The sequence below is a fragment of the Streptomyces sp. NPDC058741 genome, assembly GCF_042746715.1.
Taxonomy (GTDB): domain Bacteria; phylum Actinomycetota; class Actinomycetes; order Streptomycetales; family Streptomycetaceae; genus Streptomyces.
Window position 1 is genome coordinate 1 of record NZ_JBHYQH010000069.1, and the last position, 20923, is coordinate 20923.

Genomic DNA, 20923 nt, shown 5'->3' on the forward strand with positions numbered 1-20923 from the left:
TCCGCGGCGTGCGGGTGTGTCGTCCTTCGGTATCAGCGGCACCAACGCCCACGTCGTGCTGGAAGCCGTACCGGACGAGCCCGAGCCCGAGCCCGAGCCCGAGCCCGAGCCCGGGCCGGGGTCCGAGCCGGCCGCGTGGACGGGACCGGTGCCGTGGGTCCTGTCCGCCCGCAGCCGCGACGCCCTGCGCGCCCAGGCGGCCCAACTCCTCGACCACGTACAGCGGTTCCCTGACCTCACCACCGGCGACGTCGGCCTCTCGCTCACCGCGACCCGTGCCGTCTTCGAGCACCGTGCCGTCGTCCTCGGCCCGGACCGGGCGGCGCTCACCGACGGGCTGCGGCTGCTCGCCTCCGGCGAGAGCGGACCGCACACGGTCACCGGCACGCACCGCGGTGAGGGGAAGACCGCGTTCCTGTTCTCCGGACAGGGCGCCCAGCGCCCCGGCATGGGACGCGGGCTGTACGAGGCGTTCCCCGTGTACGCGGACGCCTTCGACGATGTCTGCGCCCACTTCGGCGACGACCTGCGTGCCCTCGTCCTCGGTGACGACGCCGAGCGGCTGAACCGCACGGAGTGGACCCAGCCCGCGCTGTTCGCCGTCGAGGTCGCCCTCCACCGTCTGCTCGCATCCTGGGGCGTGCGCCCGGACTTCGTCGCCGGGCACTCCGTCGGCGAGATCGCCGCCGCCCACGTCGCCGGAGTGATGTCCCTCCCGGACGCCTGCGCCCTGGTCGCCGCCCGCGGCCGGCTCATGCAGGAACTTCCCCCCGGTGGAGCCATGATCGCCGTGGAGGCCGCCGAGGAAGAAGTGCTGCCGCTGCTGGAGGGAGAGCCGCAGGCGGGTGTCGCCGCCGTCAACGGCCCGCGCTCCGTGGTGGTCTCCGGTTCCGAGGACGTCGTCGCCGGCATCGCGGCACGGCTCGCCGCCGCGGGACGCCGCACCACCCGCCTGCGGGTCAGCCACGCCTTCCACTCGCCGCTCATGGAGCCGATGCTCGACGCCTTCCGCGAGGTCGCCGCGGGCATCTCCTACGCGCCGCAGCGGATGGCCGTCGTCTCCGACGTCACCGGCCGTGTGGCCGCCCCGGGTGAACTCCAGGACCCGGAGTACTGGGTGCGCCACGTGCGGGAGGCGGTGCGCTTCGCCGACGGCGTCGGGCGGCTCGCCGAGCTCGGCGCGGACCGGTTCGTCGAGGTGGGGCCCGACGGCACCCTCACGGCGATGGCCCAGAGCTGCCTGCCGGACGTCGGCCACACCCTCTTCGTCGCGGCGCTGCGCAAGGACCGCGACGAGCGGGAGACGCTCCTCGACGCCCTCGCCCAGGCCTTCACGCACGGTGCGGGCGTCGACTGGCCCCGCCTCTTCGACGGCACCGGCGCCCGCGTCGCGCAGCTGCCCACCTACCCCTTCCAGCGCCGCCGCTTCTGGCCCGGACCGCCCGTCCTGCTCGGTGACGTCACCACCGCGGGACTCGGCGCGAGCAGCCATCCGCTGCTCGGCGCGGCCGTGGAACTCGCCGACGGAGCCACCCAGGTGTTCACCGGCCGCCTCGCGCTCAGCTCCAGTCCCTGGCTCAAGGAGCACGCGCTCACCAGCACCGCCCTGTTCCCCGCCACCGGCTTCCTGGACCTGGCCCTGCACGCCGGTGCCCGCACCGGCTGCGAGAAGGTCGCCGAGCTGACCATCCTGGCGCCGCTCACCCTGCCCGAACGGGGCGGCGTGCGGGTACAGGTCCGCGTCGAGGCACCGGATGCCACCGGCGCACGCCCGCTGACCGTGCACGGCCGGCCCGACGACGCCGAACCGGGCACACCCTGGACCCTGCACGTCAGCGGTCTGCTCACACCGGCCGCCGAACCGGCCGCCACGCCCTACGACTTCACCGTCTGGCCGCCCGAGGACGGCGAGGAGGTGCCGCTCGACGGCTTCTACGAGGCGTTCGCCGACCGCGGCCACCTCTACGGCCCCCTCTTCCAGGGCCTGACCCGGGTGTGGACGCGCGGCGAAGAGGTGTTCGCCGAGGTCGCCCTGCCCGCCGGCGCGGACCCCGCGGCCGACGCCTTCGACCTGCACCCCGCCCTGCTGGACGCCGCCCTGCACGCCGTGATGTTCGTGCCGATGGAGGACGCCGGGCGCCTGCCGTTCTCCTGGAACGACGTGCGCGTGGACGCCGTGGGCGCCTCCGCGCTGCGGCTGCGCATGGTCCAGGAGGGCCCGGAGGCCATCGGTCTCGCGCTCGCCGACCCGGAAGGCCGCCCCGTCGCCTCCGTCGGCTCGCTCACCCTGCGCGAGCTGACCGGTGACCTCGCGGGTTCCACCGTCGGCGCCCCCGTCCGGCAGGGCCTGCACGAACTGGACTGGCAGCCGTCGGCCGCCCCGGCCGCCCCGGCCGCGTCCGCGTGGACCGTCGTCGGCGCGGGCGAGGCGGACGACCTGGCCGCCGCACTGAACGCCGCCGGACACACCGCACACGCCGTGCCGGACCTGGACGCCCTCGCGGCGGCCGGCGGGATTCCCGGCACGGTCGTGTACGCCGTACCGGTCGCCGCCGTGCCCTCCGGCCCTGAGACGTCCGCGGGCGCACTGGCCGACGCGGCCCGCACCACCACCGCCCGCGCGCTGGACGTCGTACGGCGCTGGCTCGAGGATCCCGCCTTCCTGCACGCCCGGCTCGCCGTCGTGACCCGGTGCGCCGTCCCCGCCGCGCCCCGGCCCGCCGACCCGGCACAGGCCGCCGTGTGGGGCCTGGTGCGGGCGGCCCGCACCGAGAACCCGGGCCGTCTCGTCCTCGCCGACACCGACGGCACCGCCGCCTCCCTGGCGGCACTGCCCGCCGCGCTCGACGACACGGCCTTCGAACTCGCCGCCCACGACGGCAGGGTGAGCACACCGCGCATCGTGCCGCTCGCCGCCGACCGGGCCCTCGCACCACCCGCAGACACCGCTGCCTGGCGGCTCGGCGTCGAGCGCAAGGGCACCCTGGAGAGCCTGCGGCTCGCCCCCTGCCCGGAGGTCACGGCCCCGCTGGCCCCGAACGAGGTGCGCCTGTCGATGCGCGCGGCGGGCGTCAACTTCCGTGACGTCCTCACCGCCCTCGGCATGTACCCCGGCGACGCCACCGCGATCGGTCTGGAGGGCGCGGGCGTCGTCACCGAGGTGGGCGACTCGGTCACCGGACTCACGCCCGGCGACCGGGTGATGGGCATGTTCGCCGGGGCCTTCGGGCCCGTCGCGGTCGCCGACGCCCGCATGGTCGCGCCGATCCCGAAGGGCTGGAGCTTCGCCGAGGCCGCCACCGTCCCCATCGCCTACCTCACCGCGTACTACGCGCTGGTCGACCTCGGCGGGCTCACGTCCGGCGAGAGCGTGCTGGTGCACGCCGCGGCCGGTGGCGTCGGCTCCGCCGCCGTCCAGCTCGCCCGCCACCTCGGAGCCGAGGTGTACGGCACCGCGTCCCCCGCCAAGTGGGACGCCCTGCGCGCCGCGGGACTGGACGACGCGCACCTCGCCTCCTCCCGCGACCTCGGCTTCGAGGAGCGGCTGCGCACCGCCACCGGCGGCCGCGGCGTCGACGTCGTCCTCGACTCCCTGGCCCGGGAGTTCGTGGACGCCTCGCTGCGGCTGCTGCCGCGCGGCGGCCGGTTCCTGGAGATGGGCAAGACCGACGTACGCGATCCCGCACAGGTCGCCGCCGACCACCCCGGAGTCGCCTACCGCGCCTTCGATCTGGTCGAGGCCGGACCCGACCGGATCGGCGAGATCCTCGCCGACCTCGTCGGCCTCTTCTCACGCGGCGTCCTCAAGCCGCTGCCGATGGCGGTGTGGGACGTGCGGCGGGCACCGGACGCGTTCCGCTTCCTCAGCCAGGCCCGGCACATCGGCAAGGTCGTCCTCACCCTGCCTGCCGCGCCCGACCCCGAGGGCACCGTCCTGCTCACCGGCGGGCTCGGCGGACTCGGCCGGATCACCGCCCGCCACCTCGTCGCCGAGCACGGCGTCCGGCACCTGGTCGTCGCCGGACGGCGCGGACCCGACGCACCCGGCGCCGCCGAACTGCGCGCCGAACTCGCCGCCCTGGGAGCCGAGGTGACCATCGCGGCCTGCGACGTCGCCGACCGCACCGCGCTCGCCGCGCTCCTCGCGGGCATCCCCGCAGACCGGCCGCTGACCGCCGTGGTGCACACCGCCGGCGTCCTCGACGACGGCGTCCTGTCCTCCATGACACCGCACCGGCTCGACCGGGCGCTGCGACCCAAGGCCGACGCGGTGGTCGCCCTGCACGAACTGACCCGTGACCTGGACCTGGCCCGCTTCGTGGTCTTCTCCTCCGTCGCCGGCACCTTCGGCGGCGCGGGTCAGGCCAACTACTCGGCGGCCAACGCCTTCCTGGACGCCTTCGCCCACCACCGGCGCGCCCAGGGGCTGCCCGCCGTGTCCCTCGCATGGGGCACCTGGCTGCCGGAGGCCGGGATGACCGGGGAGCTCGGCGACGCCGACCGCGAACGCCACGCCCGCACCGGCATGGTGCCGCTGGACGCCGCCCACGGCATGCGCCTGCTGGACGCGGCCGCCGACTCCGACCGGGCCGCGCTGCTGCCCATGGACCTCGACCCGGCCGCACTGCGCGAGCACCACGACGTCCTGCCGGTGCTGCTGCGCGGCCTGGTACGCACCCCGGCCCGGCGCCGCGCGGCCACCGCCGCGACGGCGGCGCCCGCCGCGCAGGCACCGCGGCCGCTGGCCGAACGGCTCGCCCCGCTGTCCGCGGCGGACCGCGAGCAGCTGCTCCTGGAGGTGGTCGCCGAACAGGCCGCGGCCGTCCTCGGGCACGGCTCGGCCGCCGAGATCGACCCCGAACAGACCTTCAAGGAGCTCGGCTTCGACTCGCTGACCGCGGTCGAGCTGCGCAACCGGCTCGCGTCCGCCACCGGACTGCGGCTGCCCGCCACCCTGGTCTTCGACCACCCGACCGTCCTCGCCCAGGTCCGGCACCTGCTGGACCGGCTGTCCCTGCCCGAGCCGCCCGGCACCGCACAGGCACTGCTCGGCGAGATGGACCGCCTGGAGAGCGCACTCGACGACTCCGGCGTGGCCGGCGAGGACCGCGAGAAGGTCACCGCCCGGCTGCGCGACCTGCTCGCCCGCTGGCAGGGCGAGCCCGTCACCCCGGCCGACACCCCCGCCGACGACGACGAACTGGCCGGCGTCGAGACCGCGGGCGACCTCTTCGACCTGATCGACCGCGAGCTGGGCGACGCATGAGCACACCGCCGGTCCCCCCGCACGCACCCGACGCCCCGGCCCGCCCGGTTCAAGGAAGTGACACACGTGGCTGACGACGACAAGTACGTGGAATACCTCAAGCGGGTCACGGGCGAACTGAGGCAGACACGCCGCAGGCTCCGCGAGGTCGAGGACCGCGGCCGCGAGCCCGTCGCCATCGTCGCGATGAGCTGCCGGTTCCCCGGGGACATCCGCTCCCCCGAGGACCTGTGGCGGCTGGTCGACGAGGGCGGCGACGCCATCGGACCGCTGCCCGAGGACCGTGGCTGGGACATCGCCGACCGCTACGACCCCGACCCCGACCGGCCCGGCACGTTCTCCACGCGCGAGGGCGGCTTCCTCGGCGACGCCGCCTCCTTCGACCCCGCGTTCTTCGGCATGAGCCCCCGCGAGGCGCTGGCCACCGACCCGCAGCAGCGGATCCTGCTGGAGGCGTCCTGGGAGCTGCTGGAGCGTGCCGGGATCCGCCCGGAGACCCTGCGCGGCAGCGCCACCGGCGTCTTCGTCGGCGCCGCCACCTCCGGCTACGGACAGGGGCCGGTCGAGGTGCCCGAGGACGTGCACGGCCTGATGCTCGCCGGGAACGCGACCTCCGTCGCCTCCGGCCGCATCTCCTACGTCCTCGGACTGGAGGGCCCCACCGTCACCGTCGACACCGCCTGCTCCTCCTCACTGGTCGCCCTGCACTGGGCGGTGCAGGCGCTGCGCGCGGGGGAGTGCGACCTCGCGATGGCGGGCGGCGTCGCGGTGATGGCCACGCCGGGACTGCTGTTCGAGTTCAGCCGGCAGCGCGGACTGGCGCCCGACGGCCGGTGCAAGGCGTTCGCCGACTCCGCCGACGGCACCGGCTGGTCCGAGGGAGTCGGCCTGCTCCTGGTGGAACGGCTCTCCGACGCCCGCCGCAACGGACACCCCGTCCTCGCCGTGATCCGAGGCAGCGCCGTCAACTCCGACGGCGCCTCCAACGGCCTGACCGCGCCCAACGGACCCGCCCAGCAGCGGGTCATCGAACAGGCCCTCGCCAACGCCGGGATCACCGCCGACGGCGTCGACGCCGTCGAGGCGCACGGCACCGGCACCACCCTCGGCGACCCCATCGAGGCCCAGGCCCTCCTCGCCACCTACGGCCAGGACCGGCCCGCCGGCCGGCCGCTGCTGCTCGGCTCCCTCAAGTCCAACCTCGGCCACACCCAGGCGGCCGCCGGAGTCGCCGGCGTCATCAAGACCGTCATGGCCCTGCGCAACGGCCGCCTGCCGCGCACCCTCCACGTGGACGCGCCGTCCCGGCACGTCGACTGGGAGGCCGGCCACGTCCGGCTGCTCACCGAACCCGCCGACTGGCCCGACACCGAGGGCCGCCCGCGCCGCGCCGCCGTCTCCTCGTTCGGCATCAGCGGCACCAACGCGCACACCATCCTCGAAGCCGCCCCCGACGAGCCCGCCGACACGGACGAGGCTCCCGCCCCCGTACGGCTGCCGCTCGCTCCCTGGCCGCTGTCCGCGCGCGGCGCCGACGCCCTGCGCGGGCAGGCCGCCCGCCTCCGCGACCACGCCGACGCGCACCCCGGGGACGACCCGCACGTCACCGCGCGCGCCCTCGCCACCACCCGGCAGGCCTTCGAGCACCGGGCCGTCGTCCTCGCCGGGGACACCGCCACGGCCCGCGACGCCCTCGACGCGCTCGCCGCGGGCGAGGAGCACCCGGCCGTCGTCACCGGCCGCACCCTGCGCGGCGCCACCGCGTTCCTCTTCTCCGGACAGGGTTCCCAGCGCCCCGGCATGGGCCGCGACCTGTACGACGCGTTCCCCGCCTTCGCCCGCGCCTTCGACGAGATCCGCACCCACCTCGAACCCGAACTCGGCCTGTCCCTCGAGGACGCCGTGCTGAACGGCGCCCCGGACGACGAGGCCCTGCACGCGACGGGCCTCGCCCAGCCCGCCCTGTTCGCGTTCGAGGTCGCCCTCTTCCGCCTCCTGGAGTCCTGGGGCATCACCCCCAAGTACGTCCTCGGCCACTCCCTGGGCGAACTGTCCGCCGCCCACGTCGCGGGCGTCTGGTCGCTGCCCGACGCCTGCCGCCTGGTCGCCGCCCGCGGCCGGCTCATGCAGGCCCTCCCCACGGGCGGCGCCATGGCCGCCGTGGAGGCCGCCGAGGACGAGGTGACCGCGCTGCTGGCCGCGCACGGCGACGCCGTGTCCGTCGCCGCGGTCAACGGACCGCGCGCCACGGTGATCTCCGGTGACACGGCCGCCGTCGAGGCCGTCGCCGCCGAACTCGGCGCCCGCGGCCGGACCACCCGCAGGCTGCGCGTCTCGCACGCCTTCCACTCGGCGCGCATGGACGCCGTCCTGGACGACTTCCGCGCGGTCGCCGAGACCGTCACCGCGCACCCGCCGCGGCTGACCGTCGTCTCCAACCTCACCGGCCGCCCCGCCACCGCGGACGAACTGGCCTCCGCCGACTACTGGGTGAACCACCTGCGCCACCGGGTCCGCTTCGCGGACGGCGTCGACTGGCTCGCCGCCCACGGCGTCACCCGGTACCTGGAACTCGGCCCCGACGCCGCCCTCACCGCGGCGGCCCGCACCTGCCTGCCCGACGACACCACCGGCCGGGTGTGTGTGCCGCTGCAGCGCAGGGACCGCCCCGAGGCCGCCACCCTGCTGGCCGGCGTCGCCGCCGCGTACGCCCACGGCGTGCCCGTCGACCTCGACGCCCTCCTGGGCCGCGACCCCGCCGGCCCGCGCGTCGCCCTGCCCACCTACGCCTTCACCCGGGACCGCTACTGGCTGAGCCCCGCCCACCACACCGCCGACGTCACCGGCGCGGGCCTGACCGGCACCGGGCACCCGCTGCTCGGCGCCGTCGTCCGCGTCGCCGACGACGACCGGGTGCTGCTCACCGGCCGCCTGTCCACGCGCGGCCAGCCGTGGCTCGCGGACCACACCGTGTCCGGCGCCGTCCTGCTGCCCGGCACCGCGTTCGTCGAACTCGTGCTGCGCGCCGGTGACGAGGTGGGGTGCGCCCTCCTCGAGGACCTGACCCTGGAGGCACCGCTCGTCCTGCCGGACGACACCGGCGTCCAGCTGCAGATCGTCCTCGGCGCACCCGACCCCACGGGCCGCCGCCCGGTCACCGTGCACGCCCGGCCCGACGCCGACGACGACAGCCCGTGGACCCGGCACGCCACCGCCACCCTCGCCCCGGCACCCGCGGAGCCCGGGAGCGGCCTCACCAGCTGGCCGCCGGCGGACGCCTCACCGGTCGGCCTCGACGGCTTCTACCCGGCGCTCGCCACCCGGGGCTACCAGTACGGACCCGTCTTCCAGGGGCTGCGCGCCGTCTGGCGCTCCGGCGGCACCTGGTACGCGGAGATCGCGCTCCCCGAGGACCAGCACCGCGACGCCGCCCGCTACGGGCTGCACCCCGCCCTGCTCGACGCCGCCCTGCACGCCCAGCTCGCCGGTGACGGCACGGACGGGGACGGCGAAGCCGGCGGCGTGGGACTGCCGTTCGCGTTCAGCGGCGTGGCCCTGCACGCCGTCGGCGCCACCGAACTGCGGGTCCGCCTCGACCGCGGTCCCTCCGGCGCCGTGCGCCTCACCCTCGCCGACGGCACGGGACAGCCCGTCGCCACGGTCGGCTCCCTGGTCAGCCGCCCCGTCACCGGCGGAGCGCCGCACGCCGCACGCCCCGCCGACGGCGCCCTGTACGCGGTGCGCTGGACCGGCGCCGAACTCCCCGGCGCGCCGGACACCGGCGGCTGGCGACTGGCCGGGCAGGACCCGGAGGCAGGCCTGGTCCCCGCGTGGCCCGCGCTCGGCGCCGGTGACCCGCCCTGCTCCGCCGCCGTCCTGCCGTACGCCTCGCGCCCCGGGGAGCGGCCCGCCGACGTGGCGGCCCGCGCCCTCACCGACCTGCAGGCCCTGCTGAGCGACCCGCGCACCGGGGACGCACCGCTCGTCGTCGTCACCCGCGGCGCCGTCGCCGCCGACGGCGAGGACGTCACCGACCTGCCCGCCGCCGCCGTGTGGGGCCTGGTGCGCACCGCGCAGACCGAGAACCCCGGCCGTCTGGTCCTCGCCGACGTGGACGACACCGACGCCTCACGCGCCGCGCTCGCCGCCGCCGTCGGCTCCGGCGCGCCCCAACTCGTGCTGCGCGAGGGGCGGCTGCTGACACCGCAGCTGGTCCGGGCGTCCGCCGCAGGCCGCGCGCCCGCCTGGGACGCCGACGGCACCGTCCTGATCACCGGCGGCACCGGCGCCCTCGGCGCGCTGGTCGCCCGCCACCTGGTCACCGAACACGGGGTGCGCTCGCTGCTGCTGCTCTCCCGCCGCGGCCCCGACGCCCCCGGCGCCGAAGCCCTCGCGGCCGAACTCACCGCCCACGGCGCCACCGTTCGCGTCGAGGCGTGCGACGCCGCCGACCCCGGCGCCCTCGCCACCGTCCTCGCCACGGTGCCCGCGAGCCGGCCGCTGCGCGCCGTCGTGCACACCGCGGGCGTCCTCGACGACGGCACTGTCGGCTCCCTCACCCCCGAGCGGCTCACCGCCGTGCTGCGCGCCAAGGCGGACGCCGCGCTCGCCCTGCACACCGCGACCCGCGACGCCGGCCTCACCGCGTTCGTGCTGTTCTCCTCCGCCTCCGGCCTGCTCGGCGGCGCCGGACAGGGAAACTACGCCGCCGCCAACACCGTCCTCGACGCCCTCGCCCACCATCGCCGTGCCACGGAACTGCCCGCCACCTCCCTCGCCTGGACCCTGTGGGACCACGACGCCGGCATGACCGGCGGACTCGGCGAGGACGACCGGCACCGCATCGCGGCCTCCGGCCTGCCCGCCCTCGACCCGGCCCGGGCGCTGCGCCTGCTCGACGAGGCCCTCGGCACGGACGAGCCGCTGCTCGCGCCGCTGCGCACCGACCCCGCCGCACTGCGCTCCGCGGCCACCGCCGGACGCCTGCCCGCCCTGCTGCACGGCCTCGTCCCCGCACCCGCCCGCCGTGCCGCCCGTGCCGCCGCCACCGGCGCCTCCGACCTCGCCCGCCGCCTGGCCGGACTCTCCGCGCCCGACCGGGAGCGGCTGCTGCTGGAGGTGGTGCGCCGGCACGCCGCCGTCGCCCTCGGCCACGGCTCGGCCGGTGCCGTCGACGGCGAACAGTCCTTCAAGGAACTCGGGTTCGACTCCCTGACCTCCGTCGACCTGCGCAATCGCCTGAACGCCGAGACCGGGCTGCGGCTGCCCGCCACGCTCGTCTTCGACCACCCCCGGCCCAGCGCCCTCGCCCGGCACCTCGCGCGCGAACTCACGGGATCCACCGAACAGTTCGCCGCCGCCCCGACCGCCTCCGGCGAGGACGACCCGGTCGTCGTGGTGGGCATGGCCTGCCAGTACCCCGGCGGCGTCACCTCTCCGGAGGACCTGTGGCGGTTCGTCTCCGAGGGCGGCGACGCCATCGGCGCCTTCCCCACCGACCGCGGCTGGGACCTGGACCGGCTGCCCGGCCTGGAGGCCGGATTCCTGTACGGCGCCACCCACTTCGACGCGTCCCTGTTCGGCATCGCGCCCCGCGAGGCCCTCGCGATGGACCCCCAGCAGCGGCTCCTGCTGGAGACCTCCTGGGAGACCTTCGAACGCGCCGGGATCGACCCGCTCTCCCTGCGCGGCAGCAGCACCGGCGTCTACGTCGGCGCCATGGGCTCCGGCTACGCGTCCGGACTGGCCGACATCCCCGAGGGCATGGAGGGCTACATCGGCCTCGGCGTCTCCGGCAGCGTCATCTCCGGCCGCGTCGCCTACACCTTCGGCCTCGAGGGGCCGACCATGACCGTCGACACGGCCTGCTCCTCCGCGCTGGTCGCCCTGCACCTCGCCGTCCACGCGCTGCGGCAGGGCGAGTGCTCGATGGCCCTGGCCGGTGGCGTCACCGTGATGGCCACCCCCGGCACGTACACCGAGTTCACCGCGCAGAACGGCCTGGCCGCCGACGGCCGGTGCAAGGCGTTCGCCGCGTCCGCCGACGGCACCAGCTTCTCCGAGGGCGTCGGCATGCTCCTGCTGGAACGCCTCTCCGACGCCCGCCGCAACGGACACCCCGTCCTCGCCGTCGTCCGCGGCTCCGCCACCAATCAGGACGGCGCCTCCAACGGCCTGACCGCGCCCAACGGCCCCTCCCAGGAACGCGTCATCCGGCAGGCCCTCGCCTCCGCCGGACTCGCCCCGCGGGACGTCGACGCCGTCGAGGCGCACGGCACCGGCACCACTCTCGGCGACCCCATCGAGGCGCAGGCCCTGCTCGCCACCTACGGCCGCGAACGGCCCGAGGGCCAGCCCCTGTTGCTGGGGTCCGCCAAGTCGAACTTCGGGCACACCCAGGCCGCCGCCGGAGCGGCCGGCGTCATCAAGATGATCATGGCGATGCGCCACGGCGAACTGCCGCGCACGCTGCACGTCGACGAACCCTCCCCGCACATCGACTGGTCCGGCGGCACCGTCGAGCTGCTCACCGAGGCCCGCCCCTGGCCCGCCCGGGACGGCCGCCCGCGCCGCGCCGGCGTCTCCTCCTTCGGCATCAGCGGCAGCAACGCCCACGTCGTCCTCGAGGAACCGCCCGCCGCCGCTCCCGCCCCGCACCGGCCGGCACCCGCCGCCGTGCCGCGCGTCCACCCCGTCCACGGGCACACCCCCGAGGCCCTGCGTGCCCAGGCCGCCCGGCTGCGCACCCACCTCCTCCAGCACGACGAGGACGCCCGCGACCTCGCGCACAGCCTCGCCACCACCCGGCACCCGCTGGCGCACCGGGCCGCCGTCGTCGCCGCCGACCGGGACGAACTCCTCACCGGACTCGCCGCCGTGGCCGCCGGCGGCACCGCCCCGCACGTCGCCACCGGCACCGCCGACGGCGGCACGCTCGCCGTCCTGTTCAGCGGCCAGGGCGCCCAGCACCCCGGCATGGGCCGCGACCTGCACGCCGCGCAGCCCGTCTTCGCCGAGACCTTCGACGCCGTCTGCGCCGAACTCGACCGGCACCTCGACGGACCGCCGCTGCGCGAGGTGGTCTTCGCCGCCGGGGACAGCCCCGCTGCCGCCCTGCTGGACCGCACCGCCCACACCCAGGCCGCCCTGTTCGCGTTCGGCACCGCGGCCCACGCGCTCGCCACCTCGTGGGGGATCCGCGCCGACGTGCTCGGCGGCCACTCCATCGGCGAGCTGACCGCCGCGCACGCCGCCGGGGTCCTCGACCTCGCCGACGCCTGCGCCCTCGTCGCCGCCCGCGGCCGGCTCATGCAGAACCTGCCCGAGGGCGGCGCCATGACCGCCCTGCAGGCCACCGAGGAGGAGGTGCTGCCCCTCCTCGACGGCCGGGCCGGGCGCATCGCGATCGCCGCCGTCAACGGGCCCGCGTCCGTGGTCGTCTCCGGCGAGGCGAGCGACGTCGACGCCGTCGCCGCCGAGTTCGCCCGACGGGGCCGCAAGACCCGGCGCCTGCGCGTCAGCCACGCCTTCCACTCGCCGCTGATGGACCCCATGCTCGACGACTTCCGCGCCGTGGCCTCCCGCGTCCGCTTCCACGCCCCGGCGGTCCCGGTCCTCTCCAACCTCACCGGCGCCCTCGCCGACGGCGACGACCTCGTCACCGCCGACTACTGGGTGCGCCACGTGCGCCACGCCGTCCGCTTCGCCGACGGGATCCGCGCCCTGGAGGACGCCGCCGTCACCCACTGCCTCGAACTCGGCCCCGACGCCACCCTCACCACCCTCGTCCAGGAGGGCGCCGCCGACCCCGCGGCACTCACCGCCGTGCCGCTGCTGCGCCGCGGCACCGCAGAGGAGCGCTCCGCCCTGCTCGCCGCCGCGGCCCTGCACGTCCACGGCCGCGCCGGCGTCCCCGTCGCACCCGCCGACACGGGGGCGCGGACCGTGCCCCTGCCGACGTACGCCTTCCAGCGGGAGCGCTTCTGGCTGGAGCCGTCGGCGGCCCCCGCCGGGGCGGGCGAGGACTCCGCCTTCTGGGACCTGGTCGAGTCCGCCGACCCCGCCGCGCTCGCCGAGCGGCTCGCCGTCGACCCCGACGCCCCGCTCAGCGCCGTCCTGCCCGCCCTCGCCGCCTGGCGCGGCGAGGACCGCAGGCAGGAGGAGATCCGCGGCTGGGAACACCGCGTGGTGTGGCGACCGGCCGCCGAGGGCGGACCGGCCGCGCTCACCGGAACCTGGCTCCTCGCCGTCCCCGGCCGGCTCGTCGGCGGCCCCTGGGCGTGCTCCGTCACCGACACGCTCGCCGCGCACGGTGCGCACGTCCGCGTCCTGCCCGTCGACTGCGCCACCGCGGACCGCGCCGGCCTCGCCGCCGCCCTCGACGGCCTGCGCCGGGAGGACGACCCCGCCTGGACGGGAGTGCTGTCCCTGCTCGCCGTGGACACCGACCCGCTGCCCGCGCACCCGGCCGTCCCCGCCGGACTGGCCGCGACCACGGCCCTCCTCCAGGCGCTCACCGACGGAGCCTCGGGACCGGACCCCGTCCGCCTGTGGGCGCTCACCGCGGGCGCGGTCGGCGCCCTCGGCACCGAGGCGCCCACCGTGCCCGAACAGGCCGCCGTCTGGGGCCTCGGCCGCACCGCGGCCCTCGAACACCCCCAGCTGTGGGGCGGACTGGTGGACCTGCCCGCCGGAACCGGCACCCCCCTCGCCCCCGACGTGGCCCGGCGCCTGGCCGCCGCCCTCACCGGCACCGCGGGCGAGGACCAGATCGCCGTCCGGCCCGCGGGCACCTTCCTGCGCCGCCTCGAACACGCCCCGTCCGGCGCACCGGCGACGGCCGGCCCGAACTGGTCCGGCACCGTCCTGCTCACCGGCGCCACCGGCGCGCTGGGCCTGCGCACCGCCGCCTGGCTCGCCGGCCGCGGCGCCACCCGCATCGTGGCCGTCAGCCGTTCGGGCGCCGCCTCCGAGGGCGCCGCCCGCCTCAAGGAGGCCCTCGCCGGCACCCGCACCGAACTCGTCCTGGCCGCCTGCGACACCGCCGACCGGGACGCCCTCGCCGCGCTGCTCGCCGAACACCCCGTCGACGCGGTCGTGCACACCGCGGGCGTCCTCGACGACCGGCTCCTGGACGGCATGGACGCCGCGGCACTGGACCGCGTCCTGCGGCCCAAGCTCGCCGCCGCCCGCAACCTCGACGAGCTGACCCGTGACCGCGACCTCACCGCGTTCGTCCTGTACTCGTCCGTCTCCGGCACCCTCGGCACCATCGGCCAGGCCAACTACGCGGCAGCCAACGCTTTCCTGGACGCCCTGGCCGAGTCCCGCAGGGCCGCCGGGCTGCCCGCCACCTCACTGGCCTGGGGGCCCTGGGCCGGCGGCGGCATGGCCACCGCCGACGCCGGGACCGAGGCCCGGATGCGGCGCGGCGGAATCACCCCCCTCGACCCCGGCAAGGCCGCCGACGCCCTCGGCATGGCCACCGCGCGCACCGACGCGGCACTCGTCCTCGCCGACGTCGACTGGGCCCGCTTCGCGCCGGGCTTCACCACCTCCCGGCCCAGCCCGCTGCTCGCCGGCCTCCCCGAGGTGCGCGACCTGCCCGGCCGGCACCCCGAGGCCGCCGCGGGCGCCCGGGACGCGCTGCGCGACCGGCTCGCCGGACAGTCCGCCGCCGAACGCGAACGCACCCTGACCGCCCTCGTCCGCGCCGAGGCCGCCGCCGTCCTCGGCCACACCGGCACCGACCGGGTCGGCGCCACGACCGCGTTCAACGCGCTCGGGTTCGACTCCCTCATGGCCGTCGAACTGCGTAACCGCATCGGCGCCGCCACCGGACTCGCCCTCCCGGCCACGCTGCTGTTCGACCAGCCGAGCGCCACCGCCCTCGCCGGATATCTGCGCGACCGGCTCACCGAGGACACCGACGGCGCCGCCGCGGTCCTCGCCGGGCTCGACTCCCTGGAGGCGGCCCTCGACGGGCTGCCCGAGGACGACGCCCGCCGCGACCGCATCGGCGCCCGGCTCCAGTCGCTCCTCGGACGGTTCGGCACCACCACGGCCGTCGCCCCCGCCCCCGCCGCCGGCGGCGACGACGTGAGCGACCGGATCCGGTCCGCCGGGGCGGACGAGATCTTCGACTTCATCGAGAACGACCTCGGCATCTCCTGACGGCACGGCCACGGGACCTGAGAACGGGTGAGAACACATGAGCGATGAGGACAAGCTCCTCGGCTACCTGAAGAAGGTCACGGCCGACCTTCACCAGACGCGGCAGCGCCTGGCCGCGGCCGAGGCCCAGCACAACGAACCCGTCGCGATCGTCGCGATGGGATGCAGGTTCCCCGGTGGCGTCACCGACCCCGACGACCTGTGGCGGCTGCTCGACGCGGGCACCGACGCCATGTCCGAGTGGCCGCGCGACCGCGGCTGGGACACCGACGCCCTGTACGACCCGACGCCCGGCACCCCCGGCCGCAGCTACACCCGCACCGGCGGGTTCATCGACCGGGTCGGCGACTTCGACGCCGGGTTCTTCGGCATCTCACCGCGCGAAGCCGTGGGCACCGACCCGCAGCAGCGGATCCTGCTGGAGATCTGCTGGGAGGCCCTGGAACGCGCCGGCATCGATCCGCTGTCCCTGCGCGGCAGCCGCACCGGCGTGTTCGCCGGCACCAACCTCCAGGACTACACCACCCTCCTCAGCCACTCCGACAACGCGGGCGACGACGGTGTCGGCAACGCGCCCAGCGTCCTGTCCGGCCGTATCTCCTACACGCTCGGTCTGGAGGGCCCGGCCGTCTCCGTCGACACCGCCTGCTCGTCCTCACTGGTCACCCTGCACCTGGCGGCGCAGGCGCTGCGCGCCGGGGAGTGCGACCTCGCCCTCGCCGGCGGCGTCACCGTCATGTCGACGCCCACCGTCTTCCTCGAGTTCAGCCGCCAGCGCGGGCTGTCGCCCGACGGCCGCTGCCGCGCCTTCGCCGACGCCGCCGACGGCACCGCCTGGGGCGAGGGCGCCGGCGTCCTCGCCGTCGAGCGGCTCTCCGACGCCCGCCGCAACGGCCACCCCGTCCTGGCCCTGCTGCGCGGCTCCGCGGTCAACCAGGACGGTGCCTCCAACGGCCTGACCGCACCCAACGGCCCCTCCCAGGAGCGGGTCATCTGGCAGGCCCTGAAGTCCGCGCGGCTCGTCCCCGCCGACGTCGACGCCGTCGAGGCGCACGGCACCGGCACCACCCTCGGCGACCCCATCGAGGCCCAGGCCCTCCTCGCCACCTACGGCCAGGACCGGCCCGCCGACCGGCCGCTGCTGCTCGGCTCCGTGAAGTCGAACATCGGCCACACCCAGGCCGCAGCCGGAGTCGCCGGCGTCATCAAGACCGTGCTCGCCCTGCGCGAGGGCCGGCTGCCCGCCACCCTCCACGTCGACCGGCCCAGCCGCCACGTCGACTGGTCCGCCGGGCACGTCGAACTGCTCACCGAGTCCCGTCCCTGGCCCGGCACCGGGGACCGTCCGCGCCGCGCGGGCGTCTCCTCCTTCGGTGTCAGCGGCACCAACGCCCACGTCATCCTCGAACAGGCCCCGCCGGCCGGACAGGACGACACCGCCCCATCCGCCGCCGACACCCCCCGCCCCCGCGCCTTCACCGTCTCCGGCCGCACCGCCGCGGCCCTGCGCGCACAGGCCGGACGCCTCGCCGCCCACCTGCGCGCCGCCCCGGACGGCGAGAAGCGCCCAGCCGACCTCGCCTGGTCCCTCGCGGCCACCCGCCCCGCCCTCGAACACCGCGCCGCCGTCGTCGCCCCGGACCTCGACGTCCTGCTGCGCGGACTGACCGCGCTGGCCGACGGCACCCCCGACCCGGCGGTGGTGCGCGGCGTCGCCGACACCGAGGGCGACCCGGTGTTCCTCTTTCCCGGCCACGGCCCGCAGTGGGAGGGCATGGCCGTCGAACTCCACACCGCCGACGCCCGGTTCCGCGCCTTCTTCGACGAAGCCGCGTCCGTCGTCGAGGCGTTCACCGACTTCCGCGTCCTCGACGTCCTGCGCGGCGCACCCGGAGCCCCGCCGCTGGAGCGCCTCGACGTCGTCCAGCCCGCCCTGTTCGTCGTGTGCGTCGCCCTCGCCCGCCTGTGGATGGCGTGCGGGGTCCGTCCCGCCGCCGTCGTCGGGCATAGCCAGGGCGAGATCGCCGCCGCGCACATCGCGGGCGTCCTCACCCTGGAGGACGCTGCCCGCGTCGTCGTCACCCGCTCCCGCGCACTGACCGCCATCGCCGGCCGCGGCGGCATGGTCGCCGTGCCCCTGCCGCTCACCGACGTGGAACGGCTCCTCGCCCCCTACGAGGGCCGCCTCGCCGTCGGATCCGTCACCGGGCCGCGCTCCGTCACCGTCTCCGGCGACGCCGAACCGCTCGCCGACCTCCTCGCCCGCCTCACCGGCGACGGCGTCCGCGCCCGCCGCGTCCCCATCGACTACGCCTCCCACAGCGCCCAGGTCGAAGAGGTCCGAGGCGCCCTGCTCGCCGGATTCGCGCCGGTCCGCCCGCGCCCCGCCGAGATCCCCTTCCACTCCACCGTCACCGGTGCCCGCGTCGAGGACACCACCACCCTCGACGCCGCCTACTGGTACGAGAACATCCGCCGCCCCGTCCGCTTCGAGACCACCGTGCGCGGCCTCGCCGACGCCGGGCACCGCGTCTTCGTCGAGGCGGGCCCGCACCCCGTCGTCACCTCGGCCGTCGACGACATCCTCGACGACCTCGGCATCACCGACGGCGCGGTCCTCGGCACCCTGCGCCGCTCCGAGGGCGGGCCCGGGCGGTTCCTCGCCTCCGTGGCCGCGCTCGCCGTGCGCGGCGGGCCGGTCGACTGGACCACCGTCCACGACGAGCCCGGCCACCGCGTCGACCTGCCCGTCTACGCCTTCCAACGCCGCAGCTACTGGCCCGCGTTCACCGCCGGTGAGCGCGGCGGCACCGACTCCGGCACCGCCGACGCACCCTTCTGGCAGGCCGTCGACTCCGGTGACCTCACCACCCTCGCCACGGCCCTCGCCCTCGACGAGGACACCGTCGCCACCCTGGCCCCGGCCCTGGCCGGCTACCGGCGCCGAAGCACCGACCGCGCCACCGCCGACCGCTGGCGCTACCGCATCACCTGGTCGCCACTCCGGACCGGCAACGGCGCCCCCCTCACCGGCCGGTGGGCTCTCGCCGTGCCCCGCGGCCACGAGGACGGCCCCGAGGCCACCGCCGTACGGGACGCGCTGACCCGGGCCGGCGCCGAGTGCGTCCCCGTCGTGGTCGACGGCCCCGCCGACCGCGCCACCGTCGCGGCGGCCCTGGCCGAAGCGGCCACCGGAGCCCGCGGCCTGCTCTCCCTGCTCGCCCTGGACGGCGCACCGCACCCCGAACACCCCCAGCTGCCGTCCGGGTTCGCCGCCACCGTCGCCCTCGTCCAGGCACTGGACGACCTCAACACCCGCCTCCCGGTGTGGTTCCTGACCCGCGGCGCCGTCGCCACCGGCCCCGGCACCGCCCCCGCCGACCCCGCCCAGGCCTTCGTCTGGGGTTTCGGACGCGTCGTCGCCCTGGAGCAGGCCGACTGCTGGGGCGGCCTCATCGACCTGCCCGAGCAGCTCGACCCGCGCGCCGCAGACCGGGTCGCCGCCGTCCTCGCCGGAACCGACCACGAGGACCAGGTCGCCGTCCGCGCCACCGGCGTCCTCGGCCGCCGCCTGGAGCGCGCCGCGGTCGGCGGACTGCCGGGCCGCCGCCGGTGGACCCCGTCCGGCACCGTCCTGGTGACCGGCGGTACCGGCGCCCTGGGCCGGCACGTCGCCCGCTGGCTCGCCCGCACCGGCACCGCTCACCTCCTGCTGGTCAGCCGCTCGGGCCCGGACGCCGACGGCGCCGGCGAACTGCTCGCCGAGCTGACGGCCGCCGGCGCCCGGGCCGACATCGTCGCCTGCGACATCGCGGACCCGGCGGACCTCGCCGCCCTGCTGGCCGGCATCCCCGAGGACCGGCCCCTGACCGCCGTCTTCCACACCGCCGCGGTCCTGGACGACGGCGTCATCGGCTCCCTCACGCCCGACCGTCTCGCCGAGGTCCTGCGGGTGAAGGTGGGCGGCGCACTCAACCTCGACGCCGCCACCGCGGACCTCGACCTGTCCGCGTTCGTCCTCTTCTCCTCCTCCTCGGGCGTCTTCGGCAGCTCAGGACACGGCAACTACGCCCCTGGCAACGCCTACCTCGACGCGCTCGCCGAGCACCGCCGCTCCCGCGGCCTGACCGCCACGGCCATCGCCTGGTCCGGCTGGGCCGACGGAGGCATGGCCTCCGGAGCCGTCGGCGAACGACTCCAGCGTCACGGCGTCCGCCTCATGGACCCCGCCGTCGCCGTCACCGCCCTCCAGGACGCCCTCGACCACGACGACACCACGCTCGTCGTCACCGACATCGACTGGGAGGTCTTCGGCGCCGAAGTCGACAAGGGACGCCCGCGCCGCCTCTACACCGGGCTCCCCGACTTCGAGCGGCTGCGCGCCCACCGGCCCGCCCCCACCACCCCGAACGGCTCAGGTGACGAGAACGGCGACGTCCTCGCCGCCGTCGCCGCCCTCGGGGAGGCGGACCGGCGCCACGCCCTGCTGGAACTCGTCCGCGCGCACATCGCGTACGTCCTGAACCATCCCGGCCCCGACGACGTCGAACCCGCCCGTGCCTTCCGCGAACTCGGCTTCGACTCCCTCACCGCCGTCGAACTGCGCAACACCCTCGGCGAGGCGACCGGGATGCGGCTGCCCGCCACGCTGGTCTACGACTACCCGACGCCCGCCGCGCTCGCCGAACACCTCAGCGAACGGCTGGCCCCGGCGGCCCCGGCCCCGGCCCCGTCCGGCGGCTCCGGCGCCGCGGCCCGACGCGACACGGCCGAGGACCCCGTCGTGATCGTCGGCATGGCGTGCCGCTTCCCCGGTGACGCCGACACCCCCGAGCGGTTCTGGCGGCTCCTCGCCGACGGCACCGACGCGATGGGCCCCTTCCCCGAGGACCGCGACTGGGACGTTGCCGCCCTCTACGACCCCGAACCCGGCCGGGCGGGCCGCACCTCCACCCGCACCGGCGGGTTCCTCCCCGGCTTCGCCGACTTCGACCCCGGGGTCTTCGGCATCTCGCCGCGTGAGGCGGTGGCGATGGATCCGCAGCAGCGTCTGCTGCTGGAGACGGCCTGGGAGACGTTCGAGCGGGCCGGCATCGACCCGCACACCCTGCGCGGCAGCCGCACGGGCGTCTTCGCCGGCACCAACTACCAGGACTACACGTCCCGTCCGCTCGCACCGGGCGACGACATCGGCGCCCACCTCGGCACCGGCAACTCCGCCAGTGTCCTCTCCGGCCGGCTGTCCTACACGTTCGGCCTCGAAGGCCCCGCGGTGACCGTCGACACGGCGTGCTCGTCGTCGCTGGTGGCCCTGCACCTGGCGGTGCGGTCCCTGCGGGCGGGGGAGTGCGACCTGGCGCTGGCCGGCGGGGTCACGGTGATGTCGACCCCCGGTCTGTTCGTGGACTTCAGTCGTCAGCAGGGGCTGGCGGCGGACGGCCGGTGCAAGGCGTTCGCGGACGCGGCGGACGGTACGGGGTTCTC

The 20923-nt window shown here is 76.6% G+C and carries 3 protein-coding genes; all 3 read left to right on the forward strand.

What is annotated here, in order from left to right; genetic code table 11:
* Positions 1-16 precede the first annotated feature (16 nt).
* Positions 17-5266, forward strand: coding sequence for an SDR family NAD(P)-dependent oxidoreductase (locus tag ACFW6P_RS30805; RefSeq protein WP_386425586.1), 5250 nt, complete (start codon positions 17-19; stop codon positions 5264-5266).
* A 66-nt stretch (positions 5267-5332) separates the two neighbouring features.
* Positions 5333-15439: a type I polyketide synthase gene (locus ACFW6P_RS30810; RefSeq protein WP_386359589.1), complete on the forward strand. Its 10107-nt coding sequence runs from the start codon at positions 5333-5335 to the stop codon at positions 15437-15439.
* 37 nt (positions 15440-15476) lie between these two features.
* The coding region (locus tag ACFW6P_RS30815) for a type I polyketide synthase (protein ID WP_386359590.1) at positions 15477-20923 on the forward strand (5447 nt) is incomplete at its 3' end.